The sequence below is a fragment of the Streptomyces eurythermus genome (assembly GCF_014649115.1).
GTDB lineage: Bacteria > Actinomycetota > Actinomycetes > Streptomycetales > Streptomycetaceae > Streptomyces > Streptomyces eurythermus.
The window spans coordinates 13098-34274 of sequence record NZ_BMSK01000007.1 but is presented as its reverse complement, the minus strand read 5'-3'; the positions used below and the strand labels follow the sequence as shown (position 1 = coordinate 34274).

At 73.2% G+C, this 21177-nt stretch carries 17 protein-coding genes and 1 pseudogene; 9 read left to right on the top strand and 9 right to left on the bottom strand.

Going from position 1 to position 21177, the window contains the following annotated elements; genetic code table 11:
• Window positions 1-21 precede the first annotated feature (21 nt).
• The 7 genes and pseudogenes from IE251_RS14765 to IE251_RS14740 all read right to left on the bottom strand — a co-directional run bounded on the left by IE251_RS14765 (window position 22) and on the right by IE251_RS14740 (window position 6907).
• Complete coding sequence (locus IE251_RS14765; RefSeq protein ID WP_189753401.1) at window positions 22-471, bottom strand: 2-thiouracil desulfurase family protein; 450 nt, start codon at window positions 469-471, stop codon at window positions 22-24.
• A 44-nt stretch (window positions 472-515) separates the two neighbouring features.
• A complete protein-coding gene (locus IE251_RS14760) occupies window positions 516-1052 on the bottom strand; it encodes a methylated-DNA--[protein]-cysteine S-methyltransferase (protein ID WP_189753400.1) in 537 nt (178 codons plus the stop codon).
• A 60-nt stretch (window positions 1053-1112) separates the two neighbouring features.
• Window positions 1113-2510: a DNA-3-methyladenine glycosylase 2 family protein gene (locus IE251_RS14755; protein WP_189753399.1), complete on the bottom strand. Its 1398-nt coding sequence runs from the start codon at window positions 2508-2510 to the stop codon at window positions 1113-1115.
• A 52-nt stretch (window positions 2511-2562) separates the two neighbouring features.
• Complete coding sequence (rsgA, locus tag IE251_RS14750) at window positions 2563-3657, bottom strand: ribosome small subunit-dependent GTPase A (RefSeq protein ID WP_189753398.1); 1095 nt, start codon at window positions 3655-3657, stop codon at window positions 2563-2565.
• Between the two features lie 237 nt (window positions 3658-3894).
• Complete coding sequence (locus IE251_RS14745) at window positions 3895-5253, bottom strand: radical SAM protein (RefSeq protein WP_229896791.1); 1359 nt, start codon at window positions 5251-5253, stop codon at window positions 3895-3897.
• Between the two features lie 243 nt (window positions 5254-5496).
• Window positions 5497-5781 (bottom strand): annotated as a pseudogene (locus tag IE251_RS40985) (pyridoxamine 5'-phosphate oxidase family protein); the annotation flags it as partial.
• 118 nt (window positions 5782-5899) lie between these two features.
• Window positions 5900-6907, bottom strand: coding sequence for a hydroxyacid dehydrogenase (locus tag IE251_RS14740; RefSeq protein WP_189753396.1), 1008 nt, complete (start codon window positions 6905-6907; stop codon window positions 5900-5902).
• Between the two features lie 111 nt (window positions 6908-7018).
• Between IE251_RS14740 and IE251_RS14735 the strand changes: the two genes are divergently transcribed.
• The 9 genes from IE251_RS14735 to IE251_RS14695 all read left to right on the top strand — a co-directional run bounded on the left by IE251_RS14735 (window position 7019) and on the right by IE251_RS14695 (window position 18653).
• Window positions 7019-8263: an FAD-binding protein gene (locus IE251_RS14735; protein WP_434095169.1), complete on the top strand. Its 1245-nt coding sequence runs from the start codon at window positions 7019-7021 to the stop codon at window positions 8261-8263.
• Between the two features lie 252 nt (window positions 8264-8515).
• Window positions 8516-9757, top strand: a complete 1242-nt coding sequence (locus IE251_RS14730; protein ID WP_189753394.1) for an ROK family transcriptional regulator — start codon at window positions 8516-8518, stop codon at window positions 9755-9757.
• A 203-nt stretch (window positions 9758-9960) separates the two neighbouring features.
• Entirely contained in the window at window positions 9961-11223 is a 1263-nt protein-coding gene (locus IE251_RS14725; RefSeq protein WP_189753393.1) for an ABC transporter substrate-binding protein, read from the top strand.
• A gap of 20 nt (window positions 11224-11243) precedes the next feature.
• The gene (locus tag IE251_RS14720; RefSeq protein WP_189753392.1) at window positions 11244-12194 is read left to right on the top strand and encodes a carbohydrate ABC transporter permease; all 951 of its coding nucleotides are present in this window, start codon (window positions 11244-11246) and stop codon (window positions 12192-12194) included.
• Window positions 12191-13057 (top strand): carbohydrate ABC transporter permease, encoded by an 867-nt coding sequence (locus IE251_RS14715; protein WP_189753391.1) that lies wholly within the window; start codon window positions 12191-12193, stop codon window positions 13055-13057. Before IE251_RS14720 ends, IE251_RS14715 begins: the two co-directional genes overlap by 4 nt.
• Window positions 13058-13069: 12 nt before the next feature.
• On the top strand, window positions 13070-15934 hold the full coding sequence (locus IE251_RS14710; RefSeq protein WP_189753390.1) for a glycoside hydrolase family 2 TIM barrel-domain containing protein: 2865 nt from the start codon (window positions 13070-13072) through the stop codon (window positions 15932-15934).
• Between the two features lie 52 nt (window positions 15935-15986).
• Entirely contained in the window at window positions 15987-17303 is a 1317-nt protein-coding gene (locus IE251_RS14705; protein WP_189753389.1) for a jacalin-like lectin, read from the top strand.
• A 56-nt stretch (window positions 17304-17359) separates the two neighbouring features.
• The gene (locus tag IE251_RS14700) at window positions 17360-17944 is read left to right on the top strand and encodes a TetR/AcrR family transcriptional regulator (RefSeq protein WP_189753388.1); all 585 of its coding nucleotides are present in this window, start codon (window positions 17360-17362) and stop codon (window positions 17942-17944) included.
• Entirely contained in the window at window positions 17937-18653 is a 717-nt protein-coding gene (locus IE251_RS14695) for an alpha/beta fold hydrolase (protein WP_189753387.1), read from the top strand. Before IE251_RS14700 ends, IE251_RS14695 begins: the two co-directional genes overlap by 8 nt.
• Here the strand turns inward: IE251_RS14695 and IE251_RS14690 are convergent.
• The gene (locus tag IE251_RS14690; RefSeq protein WP_189753386.1) at window positions 18587-19396 is read right to left on the bottom strand and encodes an isocitrate lyase/PEP mutase family protein; all 810 of its coding nucleotides are present in this window, start codon (window positions 19394-19396) and stop codon (window positions 18587-18589) included. The genes IE251_RS14695 and IE251_RS14690 overlap by 67 nt on opposite strands.
• A gap of 56 nt (window positions 19397-19452) precedes the next feature.
• Window positions 19453-21156: a DUF2264 domain-containing protein gene (locus tag IE251_RS14685; RefSeq protein WP_189753688.1), complete on the bottom strand. Its 1704-nt coding sequence runs from the start codon at window positions 21154-21156 to the stop codon at window positions 19453-19455.
• Window positions 21157-21177 lie beyond the last annotated feature (21 nt).

The following is a 21177-nucleotide window of genomic DNA, read 5'->3' as shown; positions in this document are numbered from 1 at the left end:
AGCCGTTGAACGCCCGGTCGTTCACGCTCCGGGCGCGGGCCGGACCGTGATGCCGTTCCGCTCGAGCAGGGCCGCGGTGACTCCGTCGCCTGCCGTCAGCCGTCCGGTGAACGAGCCGTCGTGGACCGTGCCGCGGCCGCACGAGGGGCTGCGCGGCATCAGCAGGGCCTCCCGGCAGCCGCCGCGCCGGGCCGCCGCGAGCGCGAGGCGGGCTCCGGCGACGAACTCCGCCGTCACGTCACGGCCCATGTCGTCGACCACGCGTGCCACGCCGTCGAGCACGGCGTGCCCGTCGCCGCCGACCAGCTCGGCGGGGCGCCTCGGGGTCGTGAGGCCACCCGCGGTCTCCGGGCAGAAGGAGACCGGGTCACGGCCGGCGACCAGGGCCTCGACCTCCGGGGACGCCTTGTGCCGACCGTCGAATCGACACGGCACCCCGCGCAGACACGCACTCACCAGGACTGTTTCCATGTCAGGAGGCTAGCCCCGACCCACGCGAGGGGCTGTTCCCCCCTCTAGTCCGCGGGACCGGACGGCGTGCCCCGCGGGTGTGCGGGCGTCCCGGGGTGGAGGGCGCCCTCCAGGGTGAGCAGGCGGAGTTTGCGTTCGAGTCCGCCCGCGTACCCGGTCAGCGTGCCGTTCGCGCCGATCACCCGGTGGCAGGGGCGCAGGATGAGCAGCGGGTTGGCGCCGATCGCCCCGCCGACGGCGCGCACGGCGACGCGGGCCGCGCCGATCCGGGCGGCGATCTCCCCGTAGGTGACGGTGGTGCCGTAGGGCACCTCGTCCAGCGCGGCCCACACCGCCCGCCGGAACTCGGTGCCGGAGGCCCGCAGCGGCAGCCGGAACTCGGTCCGCTCGCCGGCGAAGTACGCGGCGAGCTGCTCGGCGGCGGCCCGGAACGGGCCGGGGTCGGCCCGCCAGTCGTCGCGCACGCTCCGCCCGCCCTTCTGCCCGGGCACGGACAGCGAGGTGAGCGCGCCGTCCGCGTCCGCGGTGAGCAGCAGCGGCCCGACGGGGGCGTCCAGGTGGGTGTAGTACACGGTGGTCATCGGACCGGTGTTCCTCGCTTCGTGGGTGATGGGGTCGGTGCTTCCCGGTGGGCCCGGCACTCAGGGGATCGGCTCCCCCGCCACCCGCAGGTGCCGGACGGCGTACGACCGCCAGGGCCGCCAGGTGTCGGGGAGGCCGGCGCCGGGCGGGGCGACGTCGGGGTCGCCGAGGGCGCGGACGCGGAGGGTCGCGACGGTGTCCGGGTCCATGCCGGGCAGGGCGAGCAGGGCCTCCTCGGCGGTGTGCCGGTCGGCGCCCGGGTCGAGCCGTACGGTGCCGTCGGCGAGGGCGGCGGCGAGCGCGCCCAGGGGGCCGCCGGGCTCGGCCTCGGCGAGGACGGCGGGCTCGGGGAAGAGGTGGGTGAGGCCGCCGTGCGGCGCGTCGAGCGGTTTGCCGTACCGGCGTACCAGTTCCCCGGCGCCTCCGGCGCCGGCCAGGGCGCGCACGGCGGGCTCCAGTGGGTCCACGGCGCCGGGCGAGCGCAGCCCGGGGCGGGCGGCGACGAGCGGGGCGAGCCGGGGGTCGGCGCCGAGCCGTTCGTCGACCGCGTACGGGTCGGCGTCGAGGTCGAACAGCCGGCGCAGTCGCTGCACGGCGGTGGTGAGGTCCCTGGGGTCGGTGAGGCGCAGCCGGGCGTCGAGCCAGCCGCCCGGGTGGGTTCCGCCGCGGGACCGGGTGCCGTGGACGCGTTCCCGGACGGCGGCGATCCCGGTGCCGTAGGGCAGCCGCAGGGTGCGCCGGTAGGTGCGGGCGCCGGGCGCGCCGGTCACCTCCTCGACGCCGGGGACGGCCTCCCGGGCGAGCTGGTCGAAGACGGCCGCCGCCTGGTAGGGGCCGCGGTGGGCGAGCCGGAGCGGGATGCCCGTGCCGGGGGTGGCCCGGCGGGCGGCCCGGTCCCCGCCGGCGGCGGCCCGCAGCTCGGTCGGGGTCGCGGCGTAGACCTCGCGGATGGTGTCGTTGAACTGGCGGAGGCTGTTGAAACCGGACGCGAAAGCGATCTCGGTCACCGGCAGTCCGGTGGTCTGGAGCAGCACGCGCGCGGTGTGCGCGCGCTGGGTCCGGGCGAGCGCCACGGGTCCGGCCCCCAGTTCGGCGGTGAGCTGGCGCTGCACCTGCCGGGCGCTGTAGCCGAGCCGCGCGGCGAGCCCGGCGACGCCCTCGCGGTCCACGACGCCGTCGGCGATCAGGCGCATGGCCCGGCCGGTGACGTCCGCGCGGACGTTCCACTCGGCCGAGCCGGGCACGGCGTCCGGCCGGCACCGCCGGCAGGCCCGGAAACCGGAGCGCTGCGCGGCGGCGGCCGTCGCGAAGAACCGTACGTTGTGCCGTTTCGGCGGCACGGCCGGGCAGCTGGGACGGCAGTAGATGCCGGTGGTCTCGACGGCGAAGAAGAACACTCCGTCGAACCGCGCGTCCCGGCTGCGTACCGCCTCGTACCTGCTGTCTTCGTCCTTCACGTGTCCCAGTGTGGGCCGCACGGGAGGGACGGGGCCAGCGGGAATCGGACACCTAGCTCCAGCGGCCGCGCTTGGCCTCCATCGCCGCCCTGCCCTCGGCGCCCTTCCGCTTCCAGTCCCGGCGGAGTTCCGCGCGGACCCGGGCGTCGGTCTTGGCGGCGATCCACTGGTTCTCCCGCATCAGCTTGCGGTAGCTGTCCAGCCGGCGCTCGGGAAGACGGCCGTCGGCCACGGCGGCGCGCACCGCGCACCCCGGCTCGCTCTCGTGGGCGCAGTCGTGGAACCGGCACCCCTCGGCGAGCTCCTCGATCTCGGCGAAGACCTGTCCGACGCCGCCCTCCGCGTCGTAGAGGCCGACACCGCGCAGCCCGGGGGTGTCGATGAGGACCCCGCCGGTGGGCAGAGGGAGCAGGTTGCGGGTGGTGGTGGTGTGCCGGCCCTTGCCGTCGACGTCCCGGGCGGCCTGTACGTCCATGACGTCCGCGCCGACGAGCGCGTTGGCGAGGGTGGACTTGCCGGCGCCGGACTGGCCGAGCAGCACGCTCGTACCGGAGCCGACGAGTGCCACGAGCACGTCGAGCCCGTCGCCGTGCAGGGCGCTGACGCCGATCACGGGCACGCCGGGCGCGCTCGTCTCCACGTCCCGCACCAGGTGGGCGAGGGTGACCGGGTCGGGCACGAGGTCGGCCTTGGTGAGGACGACGACGGGCTGGGCGCCGGACTCCCAGGCGAGGGCGAGGAACCGTTCGACGCGGCCGAGGTCGAGTTCCACGGCGAGGGACACGGCGACGACGGCGTGGTCGACATTGGCGGCGAGGATCTGTCCCTCGGACCGCTTGGAGGAGGTGGAGCGGACGAAGGCGGTGCGGCGGGGCAGGTAGGCGCGGGCGTAGCGCGGGTCGCCGTCGGGGTCGACGGCGACCCAGTCCCCGGTGCACACGACCTTCATCGGGTCGCGGGGCACGACGTACTCGGTGTCGGCCCGGACGGTGCCGGCCGCGGTGACGACGTCACACTGGCCCCGGTCGACCCGCACGACCCGGCCGGGCACCAGCCCGTCGGCCTCGTACGGGGCGAACGCGGCGGCCCAGTCCTCGTCCCAGCCGTAGGGAGCGAGCGCGGAGAACACAGCAGAGGTGGAAGACAACGGGAGAGACCCTTCACAAGGGCGGCCCCGGACACACGCGCACGACGCGCGGTGGGTTCAGCCGGTGGCCACGGAGGTGGACTTGAGGAGTTCCTGGATGAGGGCAGCGCCCAGCACAGTGACAGCCATCGGTCGACACCTCCTCGTTCTCACTCGTCGTTCGCACGCCACCTCGGCGTGTGGCCCAACTCTAGCCCGCGGCCGGGGCCGTGCGTCAAAGGATTTTCTCCCGGCTCCTCAACTCGCCGCGGACGCCGCCCCGTCGAGTCGCTCACCGTCCGGTTCGTCCGCGGGCAGGCTGTCCATGAAGGAGCTGACGGAGAACACGGCGCGGCCGGGTCCGGGCGGGCCGTAGCCGGGCGGGGAGGACAGGCCGAAGTCGTCCATGGTCTGCCGGTAGGCCTCCAGCAGGCGGATGTGGTACTCCAGCGGCGCGCCCTGCGGGTTGGCCTTGCCGAGCGGGGTGGTGGGCTCCGGGCACCAGGTGGTGAAGCGGGGCGTGATGCCGTGGGACATGAAGAAGCGCAGGCCCTCGGTGGTGGAGGCGATGGCCTCGTCCACGGTGGTGAAGCCGAAGGGCTCGGCCATCTCCACGCCCGCCACGAAGTTCGGGATGACGTTGCGCGCGCCGAAGACCTCGGCGGAGTCCAGGATGCGGCGGTGCCACTCGTCCCGGCCGACGTAGCGCTCCTTGCCGGGGCAGTACAGCTCGAACAGCCGGCGGTCCCACACCTCGAAGTTGGGGTGGTAGATCTGCACGCCGTAGTCCTTGAACCGCTGTACGTCCGCCTTGGGCAGCGCTTGGGCGACGACCTTGCCGATCCAGCGGCCCGGGAAGCGCTCCTCGATGGCCTTGGCGTAGTGGCCGTAGAAGTCGGCCTCGTCCCGGCCCGCGACCTTGGACGTGATCGCGCCGCCGGTGAGGGTGTAGGCGGTGGACGCCTTCTGGGTGTCGTACCGGTCGATGATCTCCAGGGCCTCGAGGACCTCCTCGACGTCCTTGACCCCGGTGTACGGCCGCCCGGCCGCCTTGTGCTGGCGCCAGTTGTGGTTGATGTCGCAGTACTGGCACTCCTCCTTGGCGCCGAAGTACTGGCAGACCCGGAAGACGGTGAGATAGATCAGGTAGCCCCACTGGATGGTCGGTGCGACCTCCATCACGGACTTCCCGTTGGACAGGGTGTGCCGGTAGTACTCGGGCATCGGCGGGACGCCGACGTCGGCGATGCGCGTGCCGTCGAGGTAGAGCCCGAGCAGCCCCTCCTCGTCGGCGGCGACCCGGTACGGCGAGGTGGGGTTCACCCGTACGGAGACGACGGTGCGCCGCAGGTCGTACGGGCCGCCGGTGAGGATGATCTCCTCCGGGGGCCGGCGCAGCGCGGCCTCGCCCAGCTCGGGCAGGGTGCCGTGGTCGAAGGAGAAGATGAAGTAGGACTTCGGCTTGACGTCCCCGGCCGCCTCGTTGGCGGTATCGCTCAGGGCGGACTTGTCGAAGGCGACACCGCCCCGCAGCAGGTCCTCTTTGAAGACGGCTTCCCGCGGGACGTGCGGGAACCGCTGCATCAGATCCTCGACCAGCGCGGTACGACTGCCCATTCGTCTTTCTCCTCCCGGTTCAGGCGTACGGATCACACCGTATGCCCCCGCCCGGACGTCAGCCGTGCCGGGTCCCCGCCCGGCGCGCGATGCGGTCGGGTACGGCGGTGCCGGGCGGCAGTCCGGGCCGGGTACGGGGGCGCCCCAGGCCCCGGTCAGCGGCCGGACGCCGGCCCACAGGCCGAGCGCGGCGTCGGGGCCGTCGCCGTCGTCGGGGGCGCCGGTGCGGATCTTGACGGACGCCTCTTCGAGGGAGAGGGCGAGGACGGTGGTGGCGGCGGGTTCCCTGCGGTTCGGGCGGCGGGCGCAGGACCACTGTCCGGGGGTGGCGTGCCCGGTGAGCCGGCGCAGCCCCTCCAGCTTCTTCCCGGGGTCGGTGACCTTGCGCGCGTCGCCGTGGATCATGGCGCTGCGGTGGTTCACCCCGTGCTCGAACACGGAGCGGGCGAGGACCAGCCCGTCGACGTGGGTGACGGTCACGCAGACCGGGAGGCCGCCCGCCGTGCCGGGTCCCCGCCCGGCGCGCACTGTGTTCGGGGACCACGGTGCCGGGCGGCAGTGCCGGGTTCGGGTACGCGGGCGCCCCAGAGCGGATTCCCCCGCACCTTGCCGAACGGACGACGGGACTCGTTGCCGCCGTCGGTGTTCAGGCCGTGCGTTCCAGTACCGTCTCGTCGACCCTGTGCCGCAGTGCCTCGCCGGACGACAGCCGCTCGGCCTCCTCCACCATCGCCCGGCCGAGGCGGGCCACCTCGTTGCCCAGCGAGCCCGCCAGGTGCGGGGTGACGAAGGCGTTCGGCAGGTCGTACAGCGCGGAGCCGGCGGGCAGCGGCTCGGGGTCGGTCACGTCCAGGACGGCGCTCAGCCGTCCGGAGCGCAGGTGCGCGATCAGCGCCTCGTGGTCGACCAGGGCACCGCGCGCGGTGTTGATCAGCACGGCTCCGTCGCGCATCAGGCCGAGCCGGCGGGCGTCGATCAGCCGGTGGGTCTCGGCGGTCCGCGGCGCGTGCAGGCTGACGATGTCGCAGGTGCGCAGCAGGTCGTCCAGCGGCAGCAGCCGTACGCCGAGCCGGGCGGCCTCGGCGGCGTCCACGTACGGGTCGGCGAGCGTGACGTCGAGGTCGTGCGGGCGGAGCAGCTCGATCAGGCGGCGGCCGACCCGGGAGGCGCCGACGACGCCGACGCGGCGGCCGTGGTTGCCGATGCCGGGGAGGATGCCGTCGTAGGGGAAGGCGCGCCGGGCGCGCGTCTCGTCGCGGAGGGCGAAGACGTCCTTGCCGGCGAGCAGGATCATGGCCAGGGTGTACTCGGCGACGGGCAGGGCGTTGGCCTCGGCGGCCGAGGAGACGGTGATGCCCCGCCGCCACACCTCGGGGGTGGTGAACCCCTTGACCGAGCCGGCCGCGTGCAGCACGGCCCGCAGGCGGGGGGCCGCGTCCAGGACGTCCGGGTCCAGGCGGGGGCAGCCCCAGCCGGTGATGAGGATCTCGGTCCGGGCGAGCGCTTCCCGTACCCGGGGCTCGGTGAAGTCCTCGGCGACCAGGGCGGGATCGACGTCCACGCACGCCCGCAGCCGCTCCAGCAGCTTCGGCGGGAACACCTCCGGCACGTTCCGGGCTGTCATGGCGAACAGGGCGCGGGGCCGCTCGGTCAAGGAAAGGGCCTCCCGGCTCGGTGACGCACGGACAGCAACCGTTCTCTACGGTAGGTCCCGGCCGATGAGAGGGTCAATGGATCACGACTTGCGGGAGACAGGATGACGGACGTGACGGAGACGGTCACCAACTGGGCGCGCAGCGTCACCTACACGGTCAAGGAGTTCCACCGCCCGCGGTCGGTACAGGAGCTGCGGGCGGTGGTGGTGGGCAGCCCGAAGGTGCGGGTCCTGGGCAGCGGGCACTCCTTCAACCGGATCGCCGACCCCGGCGAGGAGGGGGTGCTGGTGTCGATCGCCGGTCTGCCGCCGGTGATCGACGTGGACACCGCGGCCCGTACGGTCCGGGTGTCCGGGGGCGTCCGGTACGCCGAACTCGCCCAGGCGGTGCACGCCCGGGGGCTCGCCCTGCCCAACATGGCCTCGCTGCCGCACATCTCGGTGGCGGGCTCGGTGGCGACCGGCACCCATGGCTCCGGGGTGCACAACGCTCCCCTCGCGGTGGCCGTGCGGGAGGTGGAGCTGCTCACCGCCGACGGCTCGACGGTCACGACAGGCCGCGGGGACGCCCGCTTCGACGGCGCCGTGACCTCGCTCGGCGCCCTCGGTGTGGTCACCGCCCTCACCCTGGACCTGGAACCGGCCTACGAGGTCGAGCAGCACGTGTTCACCGATCTGCCGCTGGAGGGGCTGGACTTCGAGGCGGTGGCGGGGTCGGCGTACAGCGTGAGCCTGTTCACCGACTGGCGGCGGCCGGGCTTCAGGCAGGTGTGGGTCAAGCGCCGGACCGATCAGCCGGCGGTGGACTTCCCGTGGGCGGAGCCGGCGACCGAGGCGCTGCATCCGGTGCCGGGGATGCCCGCCGCCAACTGCACGCGTCAGTTGGGGGTGCCGGGGCCCTGGCACGAGCGACTGCCGCACTTCCGGGCCGAGTTCACGCCCAGCAACGGCGAGGAGATCCAGTCGGAGTACCTGCTGCCGCGCGTGGCCGCGCTGGACGCGCTGCACGCGGTGGACGCCATCCGGGAGACGGTCGCCGGGGTGCTCCAGATCTGTGAGGTGCGCACGATCGCCGCCGACGCGCAGTGGCTCAGCCCCGCCCACGCCCGGGACTCGGTCGCGCTGCACTTCACCTGGGTGCGCGACGAGCCGGCGGTGCTGCCGGTGGTGCGCCGGCTGGAGGAGGCACTGGCCCCGTTCGATCCGCGCCCGCACTGGGGAAAGGTCTTCGGCATCCCGGCGGCGGACCTCCGCGACCGGTACGCCCGGCTCGCCGACTTCCGCGCGCTGGCCCGCGCGCTGGACCCGGCGGGTACGTTCACCAACGGCTTCGTGCGGGATCTCCTCGGGGAGTGACGGCAACGGTGGGTCGGCCAGGCACGGCGACCGGCCGACCCACGGTGGGGAAGGACCGGCCCGCCACGGCGACGGGCCAACCCGCCGTGCGGAAGGACCGGTCTGCCACGCCGACCTGCACGGGCGGACCGCCGCACTTCCTCCACCCCCTTTCCTAACCCCTTGTCGAACCCGATACCCAGCCCATAGCCTGGCGCCGCGCCGGTGTCATGCCGCCTGGGCCGGGCCGGACGGGAAGAGAGGGGCCGCCGCGTGAAGCGCACATCGCGCGACATCCGCACCGCGAACCGCTACGAGGTGCTGCGCCAGATCATCGCCGAGTCCCCCACCTCCCGGCAGGAGCTGGCCGCCGCCACCGGGCTGAGCCTGGCCACGGTGGCCACACTCGTCGGCGAGCTGCTGGACCTCCGCATGATCACGGAGGTGGGTTTCGAGGACTCGGCCGGCGGCCGTCCCCGGGGGCTGGTCGCCGTCAACGCGTCGGGCGGCGCGCTGATCGGCGTGGACATCGCGGAGACGTACGTCCATGTCGAGCTGTTCGACCTGGCGCTGAACGTGCTGGCCCGGGCCGACGAGGACATGCGGCCCGGGGAGAGCCGGCCCGAGCAGGTGGTGGGGCATGTCGCCGCCGCGGTCGGCTCGGTGGTCGCCCAGGCGGGCGTCGAGGCGGCCCGGGTGCTCGGCGTCGGGGTCAGCGTGCCGGGCCAGGTGGACCGGGACTCGGGGGTCGCCGAGTACGCGCCCAACTGGGACTGGCACGACGTGCCGTTGCTCGATCTGCTCGCCGAACACATCGCCTATCCGCTCTACTTGGACAATCCGTTGCGTGCCTGCGCGGTGGCCGAGCTGTGGTTCGGGGCGGCGCGGGGCCGCGGGGACGCCGTGGTGGTCAACCTCGGCACCGGGGTCGGAGCCGGGCTCGCGCTCGGCGGCGGGCTGCACAGAGGGGTCAGCAACAGCGCCGGCGAGTGGGGGCACACCACGCTCGTCCTGGACGGCCGGCCCTGCCACTGCGGCAACCACGGCTGTGTCGAGACGTACGTCGGGGCGCCCGGCATCATGCGGAACCTGAGCGAACTCGACCCCGGTTCCGCGCTGTTGTGCCCCCAGGACCAGACGGCCACCATCGACGCGCTGGCCCGCGCGGTCGCCGGGCAGGACCCGGTGGCGCTCAAGGTGGTCCAGGACACCGCCCGATACCTCGGCGCGGGCATCGCCGACCTGATCAATCTGCTCAATCCCGAAGTGGTCGTGCTCAGCAGCTGGGTGGCCGCCCGGCTGGGCGAGCCGCTGCTCGACGAGGTCCGCCGGGCGGTCGCCCGGCACGCGCTGCGCCGGCCGCTGGCCGCCACCGAGATCGTCCTCTCCCCGATCCCCACCGACCCGGTGTCCCTCGGCGCGGCCACGTTCGCCCTGGAGGGGGCGCTGCAATCGGTCGGGCAGCGGACGGTGCGGCGCCCGCGGGCGGGCAGCCGTACGGCACCGCCGGCCTGACACGCCCGTACCGCAAGATCTCATCTCCCTTTCGCCGTAAGCCCGTTCGCGATCCCGAACGGCGGGCAACAACTCGTACGCACTTCGTCCAACCCCTTGCCGAAGCCTTAGGCGAAGGTTAGCGTCCCGCACCACACCCCCTTCGGCCCTCGGGCACCGGGCGTGCGAGCCGCAGCCGCACTCGACCAGACAAGGACGTCAGCATGTCGGCACACAGCAGCACCTGGGACCGTCGATCGATACTCCGGGCCGCCGCGGGCCTGGCCGCCGCCGGTGCGCTCGGCGCGTGCGGCGGCAACAACGGCCGTGGCGGCGGCTCTGGTTCGGGCAAGCGGCTGGTGCAGTACTTCCACGCCTACGGCGAACCGGGCACCGAGCAGGCGATCAAGCGCTACGCGAAGGCGTACTCCAAGGCGGACGTGACCACGCAGTGGATCACCGGCTCCAACTTCGAGAGCAAGCTCTTCGCGTCCCTGCTCACCGACCAGGCGCCGGACCTGTTCGAGTTCCACCCGCAGATCCAGCTCGTCAGAAGCGGCCAGGTCGCGGACCTGACCGATCTCATCGCACCGGTCGAGGACGACTTCGACCGGGCCGACATCCAGTCGCACACGGTGGACGGCAAGGTCTACGGCGTGCGGATGATCGACGACCCGCAGTTCTTCTTCTACCGCAAGTCGATGCTCCAGAAGGCGGGCGTCGAGCCGCCGCGGACGCTGGACGAACTGGTGGAGGCCGCCGCCAGGCTCACCACGAGCAAGGTCAAGGGCCTGTTCCTCGGCAACGATCTGCACGCGGTGATCAACCCGCTGTTCTGGTCGGCCGGCGAGGACACCCTGAACGAGAAGAACGAGATCGCCTATCACACGGACGCCGTGGTCGCGGGCCTGAGGACGATGCGGAAACTGTTCACCAGCGGCCATCTGCTGCTGGACGCCCCGGCCGACTTCTGGGACCCGTCGGCGCTGAGCCAGGGCCTGTGCGCCATCCAGTTCTGCGGGATGTGGGCCATGCCGCAGTTCCAGCAGACCCTCGGCGACGACCTCGGCATCATGCCGTTCCCGAAGGTCGGTGACGCGGGCCGGCCGTCCGTCTACAACGGCGGCTGGTCGATGTTCGTCAACGCCAAGGGGAAGAACGTCGACGCGGCCAAGGAGTACGTCAAGTGGCTGTGGCTCGACCAGAAGCAGTACCAGGAGGACTGGGCGACGTCGTACGGCTTCCACATCCCGCCGCGCACCTCCATCGCCCGGTCGACCGGCAAGCTGGGGTCGGGACTGCCGGCGGAGGGCGTGCGGCTCTTCAACGAGTACGGGCACTTCGACAACATCGGCTGGACCCAGGCGATGATCACCGCGACGGAGGACCTCTTCGCCGACTGCGTCCGCAAGGGCGGTGACCCCGAGGCCGCGCTCGACCGGTGCGACAAGACGGTGAACGCCGAGCTGAAGAAGCTGTTCGGATAGGCCGCCGGACGGATCCCGAGATGTCGACCACCACCACGCGCGCGGGGACCGCCCGCGCCACCGAGGCCCGGCCCCGGCGGCTGCGCGGCAGCCGCGCCCTCAACTTCTGGCTCTTCACCGGCCCGTTCCTGCTGGGGCTCGCCGTCTTCGTCTACGTCCCGGTCGGCTGGAGCCTCTACCTCAGCTTCTTCGAGGCCCGCTTCACGGTGACGCCCAGCGAGTTCGTGGGGCTGGGCAACTACCGGGAGATCCTGTCCGACAGCGGGTTCATGGGCTCGCTCGGCACCTTCACCGTGTTCGCCGCCTTCATCGTGCCCACCACCTGGGCGCTCTCCCTGGGCCTGGCGCTGCTGGTGAACCGGCTGCGGTTCATGCGGGCGTTCTACCGTTCGGTGTTCTTCCTGCCGACCGCGTGCAGCTATGTCGCCGCCTCGCTGATCTGGAGGATGTCCCTCTTCAACGGCGTGCGCTTCGGTCTGGCCAACACCGTCCTCGGCCTGTTCGGCGTGGACGACACCGCCTGGCTCGCCAGCCCGGACCCGCCCTGGTACTGGCTGGTCATCATCACCGCGCGGCTGTGGCTCCAGTCCGGCTTCTACATGATCCTGTTCCTGGCCGCCCTCCAGAACATCCCGCGGGAGCTGTACGAGGCGGCCGCCATCGACGGGGCCAAGCCCGGCTGGCAGACCTTCCGGCACATCACGCTGCCGCAGCTGCGGGCCACTTCGACGGCCGTGGTCCTGCTGCTGCTCGTGGCCGCCTACCAGGCCTTCGACGAGTTCTTCAACCTGCTGTCCAAGACCACCTGGGGCCGTCCACCGCTGGTCGAGCTGTACTACACCGCGCTCGGCCAGGACCAGAACTACGGCAAGGGCAGCGCGGGAGCCGTGGTGCTGACCGTGCTGATCTGCGTCGTCACCCTGTTCCAGGGCAGGATCATGGGCTTCGGCAGGGGGGAGCAGTCCAAGTGACCACCACCGCACCCGAGTCCCGCGGCCGCGCCCGGCGCGGCGGCCTGATGGGCTCCACCGGGCTGTACCTCGCGACCAGTGTCGCCGCGCTGCTCTTCCTCGTCCCGTTCTATCTGCTGGTGCGCAACGCGCTGTCCACCGACCCGGAGATCACCGGCGAGGACTGGAAGTTCTTCCCGAGCCACATCCAGTGGGGCAACATCACCGAGCCGTTCGACGACCCGACGGTGGACTTCGGCCGGTCGATGTGGAACTCGCTGGTCGTCGGCGTCCTGCACACGGCCGGCACGCTGGTCGTGTGCTCGCCGGCCGGTTACGCCCTCGCCCGCATCCCCTACCGGCACGCCAACAAGGTCTTCTACGCCGTCCTGGTGACCCTGATGGTCCCGGCCGCGGTCACCTTCGTGCCGAGTTTCGTGCTGGTGTCGTCACTCGGCTGGGTGGACAGCTACCGGGGTCTGATCATCCCGGGCCTGTTCAGCGGTTTCACCTGCTTCCTGTTCCGGCAGTACTTCCTCGGGTTCCCCAAGGAGCTGGAGGAGGCGGCGCGCGTGGACGGGCTCGGCCACTGGGGCGCGTACTGGCGTGTCGTGGTGCCGAACTCGCTGAACTTCTTCGCGGCGATCGCCACGATCACCTTCATCAGCGGCTGGAACGCCTTCCTGTGGCCGCTGGTCATCGGCCAGGACCCGAGCGCCTGGACCGTGCAGGTCGCGCTCTCGTCGTACATGACCAACCAGACCGTCAACTACCACCTGATCTTCATGGCGACCGCCATCTCGATCCTGCCCCTGCTGTTCGTGTTCCTCTTCCTCCAGCGCTGGCTGGTGCAGGGGATCGCGCAGACCGGCATCAAGGGCTGAGCTAGGAGACCCATGTCCGTGACCACGACCACCGGGTACGTCGAGGACGTCTCGCCGGGCTCCGGGACGCTGCCGCCCCGCGCCTGGTACGCGTCCTCCGACGCCCCGTCCCTGTCCCTCAACGGCACCTGGCGCTTCCGGCTGTCGGAGACGGCCGACGCCGAGGACGACTCCTTCGCGGCGCGCGAATACGACGCCAGTGACTGGGCGGAGGTCTCGGTACCCGGCCACTGGGTGCTCCAGGGGCACGGCTCCCCGGCCTACACCAACCACCTCTATCCGTTCCCGGTCGACCCGCCCCGGGTGCCGACCGAGAACCCGACCGGCGACCACCTGCGCGTGTTCGACCTGCCCGACGGCTGGCCGGCGGACGGTGGCGCGGTGCTCCGCTTCGACGGCGTGGAGTCCTGCGCCCGGGTCTGGCTGAACGGCACCGAACTCGGCGGGTTCAAGGGCTCCCGGCTGCCGCACGAGTTCGCGGTCGGGCCGTTGCTGAGGCCGGCCGGCAATGTGCTGGCCGTGCGGGTGCACCAGTGGTCGGCGGGCTCGTACCTGGAGGACCAGGACCAGTGGTGGCTGCCGGGCATCTTCCGGGACGTCACCCTGCTGCACCGCCCGGCGGGCCACGTCCTCGACTTCTTCGTGCACGCCTCCTACGACCACACCACCGGCACGGGCACGCTGCGGGTCGACTCCGACACGGACGGCCGGGTGACCGTGCCGGAGCTGGGCGTCGACGTGCCCACCGGGGAGCCGGTGACGCTGCCGGTGGAGCCGTGGTCGGCGGAGACGCCCCGGCTGTACGAGGGGGTGCTGGCCACCGGGGGCGAGCGGGTGCCGCTGCGGATCGGCTTCCGCACGGTGGAGCTGTCGGACGGGCTGATCAAGGTCAACGGGACGGCGGTCCTGTTCAAGGGCGTCAACCGGCACGAGTGGCACCCCGGGAAGGGCCGGGCGCTGGACCTCGCGACCATGCGCGAGGACGTGCTGCTGATGAAGCGGCACAACATCAACGCGGTCCGCACCTCCCACTATCCCCCGCACCCGGCCTTCCTCGACCTGTGCGACGAGTTCGGGCTGTGGGTGATCGACGAGTGCGACCTGGAGACGCACGGCTTCACCGAACAGGGCTGGCGGGACAACCCCGTCGACGACGACCGGTGGACGCCAGCCCTGCTGGACCGGGCGGCCCGGATGGTGGAGCGGGACAAGAACCATCCGTCGGTCGTGGTGTGGTCGCTGGGCAACGAGGCCGGCACCGGTCGGGGCCTGACCGCGATGGCCGAGTGGATCCGCGGCCGTGACACCTCCCGGCTGCTGCACTACGAGGGCGACGCCGACTGCCGTGACACGGACGTGTACTCACGGATGTACGCGAGCCACGCCGAGGTGGAGCGGATCGGCCGGGGCCTGGACGGCGGACCGCGCCGGCGCCGCGAACTGCCGTTCATCCTGTGCGAGTACGCCCACGCCATGGGCAACGGCCCCGGCGGACTCGCCGACTACCAGCGGCTGTTCCGCTCCTACGACCGGCTCCAGGGCGGCTTCGTCTGGGAGTGGATCGACCACGGCATCGCCCATCCCGGGCTGGGGTACGCCTACGGCGGCGACTTCGGCGAGGAGCTGCACGACGGCAACTTCGTCTGCGACGGCCTGCTGTTCCCGGACCGGCGGCCGTCCCCGGGACTGATCGAGTACAAGAAGGTGATCGAGCCCGTCACCCTCACCGGCGACGGCACGGCCGGCACCGTCCGCGTCACCAACGGCCACGACTTCGCGGACCTCTCGGCGCTGGCGTTCTCCTGGTCGTACGAGGTCGAGGGCGAACCGGTGGCGGAGGGCACGCTGCCGGTGCCCGCGCTGGCTCCCGGCGAGTCCGCCGAGGTCGAGCTGCCCGCCGTACCGGCCGGGGCACCGTCCGGCGAGGCGCTGTGGACCGTCCGGGCGCGGCTCGCCTCTGCCACCGCGTGGGCGCCGGCGGGTCATGTCGTCGCCTGGGGGCAGATCCCGGTGACGGAGCGCCGGGTGCCGTCCGTCGCCGCGAGCGCCCGGCCGGTGCCGGGCGACGGGGTGATCGTCCTGGGCCCGGCCACGTTCGACGCCCGGACCGGTGCGGTGCGGACGGTCGGCGGGGTGCCGGTGACGGGTCTGCGGCTGGACGTGTGGCGGGCCACCACCGACAACGACGACGGCGCGGCCTGGCAGAGCGACCTGCGCTACGGGCCGCTGTGGCGGAAGCTGGGCCTGCACCGTATGCGGCACCGCCTGGACGCCGTGGAGGCGGGCGAGGACACCCTGACCATCCGTACCCGGGTGGCGCCGGCCGCCCGGGAGACGGGGCTCGCGACGGTGTACCGGTGGACGTCGGACGGCGACCGGCTCCGGCTGACGGTGTCCACCGTCCCGGACGGCGACTGGACCGTCCCGCTGCCCCGCCTCGGCATCCGCTTCGGCCTGCGGGCCGCCGACCGGGTGCGGTGGTACGGCGGCGGACCGGGCGAGGCGTATCCGGACACCCGGGCGGCGGCGCTGACCGGCCGCTGGGAGGCGGCCGTCGACGGCCTCCAGACGCCGTACGTCCGCCCGCAGGAGAACGGCGCCCGGATCGACGTGCGCTGGGCGGAACTGGGCGGTCTGCGGATCGAGGGCGACCCGGTGTTCTTCCTGACCGCCCGCCGCTGGACCACCGAGCAGCTGGACGCCGCCGCCCACCGCACCGACCTGGTGCCCGGCGACACGGTCTGGGTGAACCTCGACCACGGGCAGCACGGCATCGGCTCCCAGTCCTGCGGCCCGGGCCCGCTGCCCCAGTACCACCTGCGGGCCGAACCGGCGGAGTTCTCGTTCGTCTTCTCGGCGACAGACAGCGTTTTCTGAACTCCCCTGTCGTGACGGCCGAGTTGACGTGAACATGGGTCTTATGCGACCCATGGGACGACTTCTCGGCGCTCTCGCCGCCGGCCTGCTGGCCGTGTCCGGGCTCACCGCCTCCGCGGGCACGGCACAGGCCGCCGGCTCAGGGAGCTTCAGTGTCCTGACGTACAACGTGGCCGGGCTGCCGGAGGGCCTCAGCTCCAGCCATCCGGCGGCCAACACCCCGCTGATCTCACCCAGGCTGGCGGACTACGGCATCGTCAACGTCCAGGAGGACTTCAACTACCACGCGGCGCTCTACGCGGGCGACCACCACCCCTACCGCACGGCCACGAGCGGCGGCGCGGGCTTCGGCGACGGACTCAACACCCTGTCCGCCTATCCGCTGGAGGACTTCGAGCGGGTGAGGTGGAACGACTGCACCGGCACCAACTGCCTCACCCCCAAGGGCTTCACCCTGGCCCGGGTGCGGCTCGCCGAGGGCGTGTACGTGGACCTGTACAACCTGCACCCCAACGCCGACGACAGCGCCGACGCCCTGGCCGCCCGGCGGGCCAACATCGCCCAGCTGTCGGCCTTCGTCCGGGCCAACTCGGCGGGCAACGCGGTGATCGTGATGGGCGACACCAACACCCGCTACACCCGCGCCGGCGACAACATCCGCACGCTCGTCGACGAGGGCGGCCTGACCGACGCCTGGGTACGGCTGGTCAAGGGCGGTACGGCCCCCGCGCAGGGCGCCGATCCGCTGCTGTGCCCGGCGTCCGCGCCGCCCGACGACTGCGAGGTGGTCGACAAGGTGCTCTACCGGAGCGGCCCCCTGCTCTCCCTGACCGCGACGCGCTACCACGACGAGTGGGCCACGTTCCTGGACCCGGCCGGCGGCAACCTCTCCGACCACTTCCCGCACACCGTCGACTTCGCCTACACGCCGAACCCCGCGCTCCGCGCGAGCGACTTCTTCGGCGGCCCGCACGGCACGGCCTTCAACGACGCCGCCGGCCTGCCGGCCACGCCCGCCCCGCGCACCCTCACCCTGCGCGGCGGCGCCCGCCTGGACGCCGTGTCCCTCACCCACGACGGCGGCACGGTCCTCGGCCATGGCGGCACCGGCGGCACGGCCGCCTCGCTCACCCTCGCCGCCGGAGAACACCTCACCTCCGTGCGGCTCACCGAGGGCCAGAAGGACGGCCGTACCCGGATCTTCTCGGCCGCCTTCAGCACCGACCGGGGCCGCACGCTCGCCGCGGGCACCCCGACCACCGACGGCACCACCCTCACCGCCCCGGCCGGCCGGCAGATCGTGGGATTCACCGGCCGCTCCGGCGACGAGATCGACAAGCTGGGGGTGCTGTACGCGCCGATTCCCTGATGCACCGGTTTCCTAGATGCCCTAGGCTGCACCCTAGGAACTCAAGGGAGGTGGCCATGGTCCGGGCGGGACTCACCGTCGAACGGCTGGTGGAGGCGGCGGCGGAGCTGGCGGACGAGGCCGGGTTCGACCGGCTCAGCGTCTCGGCGCTGGCCCGCCGCTTCGGCGTCAAGGACGCGAGCCTGTACTCGCACGTGCGCAATCTCCAGGACCTGCGCACCCGGCTCGCGCTGTACGCGGGCGGCGAGCTGATCGACCGGATCGCGGCGGCCGTGGCCGGCCGGGCGGGCAAGGAGGCGCTGACGGCGTTCGCCGGCGCCTACCGCGACTACGCCCTGGAGCACCCCGGCCGGTACGCGGCCACCCAGATCCGGATCGACCAGGCCCTGATCGCGGACTCCGCCGCGCTGCGCCGCACCGCCGAGATCACCTACGGCATGCTGCGCGGCTACGGCCTTCAGGAGCCGGACCTGACGGACGCGGTGCGCCTGCTGCGCAGCACGTTCCACGGCTACTGCGTCCTGGAGGGCGCGGGCGGCTTCGGCGCCGACCGGGACGTACGGGCCTCCTGGGACAAGGCGGTCGACGCCCTGCACCTGGCCCTCACCCACTGGCCCCGGGAGGGGAAGAGCGATGACTGACACGCCGTACCACGACATCACGGGCCGCGGCCCGGTGCTGCTGCTCCTGCCGGGCGGGGCCGGGCATCCGATGGGCCTCGGGCCGCTCACCGAGCGGCTGGCCACACGGTTCACCGTGGTCACCTACGATCCGCTGGGCCTCGCGCACGGCAGGCTCGGCCGGCCTATTCCCGAACAGTCGGTCACGGACTGGAGCGAGGGCGCGCGGCGGGTGCTGGACGCGGTGGCGCCGGCGGGCGAACCGGCGTATGTGTTCGGCACCAGCTCGGGCGGCATCGCGGCCCTGGACCTGCTCGCCCGCCACCCGGGACGGACGGCGCACGTGGTCGCGCACGAGCCGCCGTGCGTGACGGTCCTGCCGGACGGGGCCACGCGGCGGGCGGAGCTGATCGAGCAGCTGGAGGGGACCGGACGGCTGCCCGCCGAGGGCGAGTCGGCGACCCCGATGGGCGTCTTCCTCGCCCGTGTCCTGCGCCCGTTCACCGCGTACGCGCCCGCCGCCGCCCCGCCCCCGGGCCGGCTCACCCTCGCCGCCGGCACCGACTCGCGCGGTCAGCTCCTGTACCGCACGGCCGAAGCCCTCGCCGGGCGGCTGGGCGGTGCGTTCGCCGAGTTCCCGGGCGGGCATCTCGGCACGCTGGATCACCCGGTGGAGTTCGCGGACCGGCTCGCCGAGACGCTGCGGTCGAACGCCCGGACGTCGGCGTAGGAGGGGGTCGGGCCGCCCGGGGCGCGTCCGGCCGCGATGTCGGCCACCGCGTCCACGGCCGCGCCGAGCGCCCTGCGGTACAGCAGCGAGCCGAGGCTGACCCGGCGCACGCCGAGGTCGGCGAGGCGGGCGAGCGAGGGTCCGGCGGGCGAGTACAGGACGTTGAGGGGGGCCTCGGTGTGCCGGACGAGGGCGGCGATGCGCTCCGGGTCGGTCACGCCGGGCACGAACACCCCGTCGGCGCCGGCGGCTTGGTAGGCGTCGAGCCGGCGCAGGGTGTCCCGCTCGTCCCCGTCGCCCGACCAGTGGGTGTCGGTACGGGCGTTGACGAACATCCCCGGCACGGCCGCCTTCACCGCCGCGATCTTCGCCGCGTGCCGGGCGGCCGGGCCGAGGCCGTCCTCCAGGTTGATGCCGACGGCCCCGACGGCCCACAACTCGGTGGCGAGCCGGGCGACTTCGTCCGGGTCTTCGCTGAAACCCGCCTCGGCGTCCACGGAGAGCAGGTACGGCTCGGAGCCGAGCGTCAGGGCGAGCCGGACGGTCTGCTCCCGGGTCGCGCCCGCCCCGTCGGGCAGTCCGGCGCCCGCCGCCACCGCCAGGCTGGTGGTGCCGATCGCGGCGAAACCCCGGGCGGCGAGGGCGGCGGCCGAGGCGTGGTCCCAGGCGTTGGGCAGTAACAGCGGCTCTCCCGGGCGGTGGTGGAGGCCGGCGAAGGAGACGGGGGCGTGCTCTGTGGTCATACGACCACGCTAGGCCCCGAACGGTTCGGCGCCCGCCGAAGCGACCGTCCGCCCGCTCACTCGGGCGCCACCGACCACTTCGCGCCCTCGGCCGTGAACCGGAAGACGGCGGCCGGCCCGCCGGGCCAACTCACCCGCACCTCGCGCGCGTCCTCCCCCACCGCCACGGACACCAGTCCGGACAGCGGCCGCGGTGCCGCCTCCCCGGTGAGCCGGGCGAGCGCCACGAAGAGCGCGGGGCCGCCGTCCGCCCCGGTGGCCCCGGTCAGCTCCGCCGACAGGCCGTGGACCGGAACGAGTTCGGCGCTCACCCCGTCCTGGTCCGGCCAGCCCGTCACCCGGACCGGCGTCCCGGGCGCCGCGCCCGCCACCAGATGGGCGCGTACCTCCACGGCTCCGCGCACCACCACCAGGCTGGTGACACCGGTCCCGTCGCCCGTGGTGTGCCGGGAGGCGATCCAGCCCTCGCCCGTGCCGAGCGGCTCGATGCCCGTACGGCTCGGATCGCCGCCGACGATCACGCTGTTGTCGTACGACGGCTCGGGCGCGGTGGCGGTGGAGTAGGCGAGCCGGGTGTAGCAGGGGTCGTACCGGACGTCCTCGCTGCCGTGGTTGTGCAGCCGGACCAGCCCGTCCGAAGCGGTGGACTGGAGCAGCCAGTTGGGGACGGGCACCGGGCGGGCCGCGTCGGCGCGTTCGGCGGGGGCCGCCTCCTCCGGCGCCGTCCACACCTCGTGGCCGGGCGGCAGCAGCAGGCCGAGGAAGCCCTTGCTCGCCCAGTACGGCGAGGCGGGACCGGAGTAGCTCTGCACCAGGGAGGTGTCGGGGGCGAGCCAGCCGAGCGGCAGCAGGCCCCGCTCGTCGACCGCGCCGCCGTCCAGGAAGTACCGCAGGGCACCGGAGGCCAGGCGCCGGGTCTGGCCCGGGGGCAGCGGGGTGTGCCCGGTGAGCGCGCCCAGCCAGAGCGGGGCGGCGGTGGCGAACCGGTAGGTCAGGGAGCGGCCCTGGCGCAGCGGGGCGCCGTCGCCGCCGAACAGGTGGGCGTAGTCGGCGAGATGGCGGGAGAGCCGGCGGCCGTAGCGGTCGAGGAGGGCGGTGTCGCCCGCGAGCCAGGCGTGCAGGACCGGGTAGAGGTGCAGGGCCCAGCCGTTGTAGTAGTCGAACTTCCGGCCGTCGCCGTCGGTGTACCAGCCGTCTCCCTCGTACCAGGTCTCGATCCGCTCCAGGCCCCGGTCGATCGCGGCGCGGGCCGCCTCCTCCCGGTACCCGATCTCTGCGAGGAAGCCGCCGACGGTGACCGGGAACAGTTCCCAGTTGCACGGCCAGGGCTCGGCGGTGAGGGCGTCCGCCAGCCAGTCGGCGGTGCGCCGGCGCACGGGGTCGGCCAGCCGGTCCCACAGCAGCGGCCGGGTCAGCCGCAGGGCGAGCGCGATCGAGGCGGCCTCGACCAGCGGCTGGCTGCGGTCGGTGATCCGGGGCCAGACCCGGCCGGGCCCGGTGGCGAGGCCGTCGGCGTACCGGCCGAGGGCGGTCTCGTCGCGGCGGAACGCGGCCAGCAGCAGGGTGCGGGCGTAGCCTTCGAGGCCGTCGGAGAGGCGGCCGGAGTGGCTCACGTGGTCGCCGGGGAGGTGGTAGAGGGCGCGGTCGGGGCTCGCGTACGGCTCGACGGCGGCGAGGAGCCGGTCGGCGGCGGCCTCCCAGTGGGCGCGGGTGTAGCCGGTGTACGGGCTCGACTCGCGGTCGTCGGCGGGGAGTTCGATCACGGCGGTGGCTGTCCTTCC

What these genes read in the sequence shown, in the direction of transcription:
- IE251_RS14720 (WP_189753392.1), top strand. Translation starts at nt 11,244, where the DNA reads ATGTCGACCACCACCACGCGCGCGGGGACCGCCCGCGCCACCGAGGCC.
- IE251_RS14695 (WP_189753387.1), top strand. Translation starts at nt 17,937, where the DNA reads ATGACTGACACGCCGTACCACGACATCACGGGCCGCGGCCCGGTGCTG.
- IE251_RS14690 (WP_189753386.1), bottom strand. Translation starts at nt 19,396, where the DNA reads ATGACCACAGAGCACGCCCCCGTCTCCTTCGCCGGCCTCCACCACCGC.
- IE251_RS14725 (WP_189753393.1), top strand. Translation starts at nt 9,961, where the DNA reads ATGTCGGCACACAGCAGCACCTGGGACCGTCGATCGATACTCCGGGCC.
- IE251_RS14765 (WP_189753401.1), bottom strand. Translation starts at nt 471, where the DNA reads ATGGAAACAGTCCTGGTGAGTGCGTGTCTGCGCGGGGTGCCGTGTCGA.
- IE251_RS14760 (WP_189753400.1), bottom strand. Translation starts at nt 1,052, where the DNA reads ATGACCACCGTGTACTACACCCACCTGGACGCCCCCGTCGGGCCGCTG.
- IE251_RS14710 (WP_189753390.1), top strand. Translation starts at nt 13,070, where the DNA reads ATGTCCGTGACCACGACCACCGGGTACGTCGAGGACGTCTCGCCGGGC.
- IE251_RS14700 (WP_189753388.1), top strand. Translation starts at nt 17,360, where the DNA reads ATGGTCCGGGCGGGACTCACCGTCGAACGGCTGGTGGAGGCGGCGGCG.
- IE251_RS14745 (WP_229896791.1), bottom strand. Translation starts at nt 5,253, where the DNA reads ATGGGCAGTCGTACCGCGCTGGTCGAGGATCTGATGCAGCGGTTCCCG.
- IE251_RS14705 (WP_189753389.1), top strand. Translation starts at nt 15,987, where the DNA reads ATGGGACGACTTCTCGGCGCTCTCGCCGCCGGCCTGCTGGCCGTGTCC.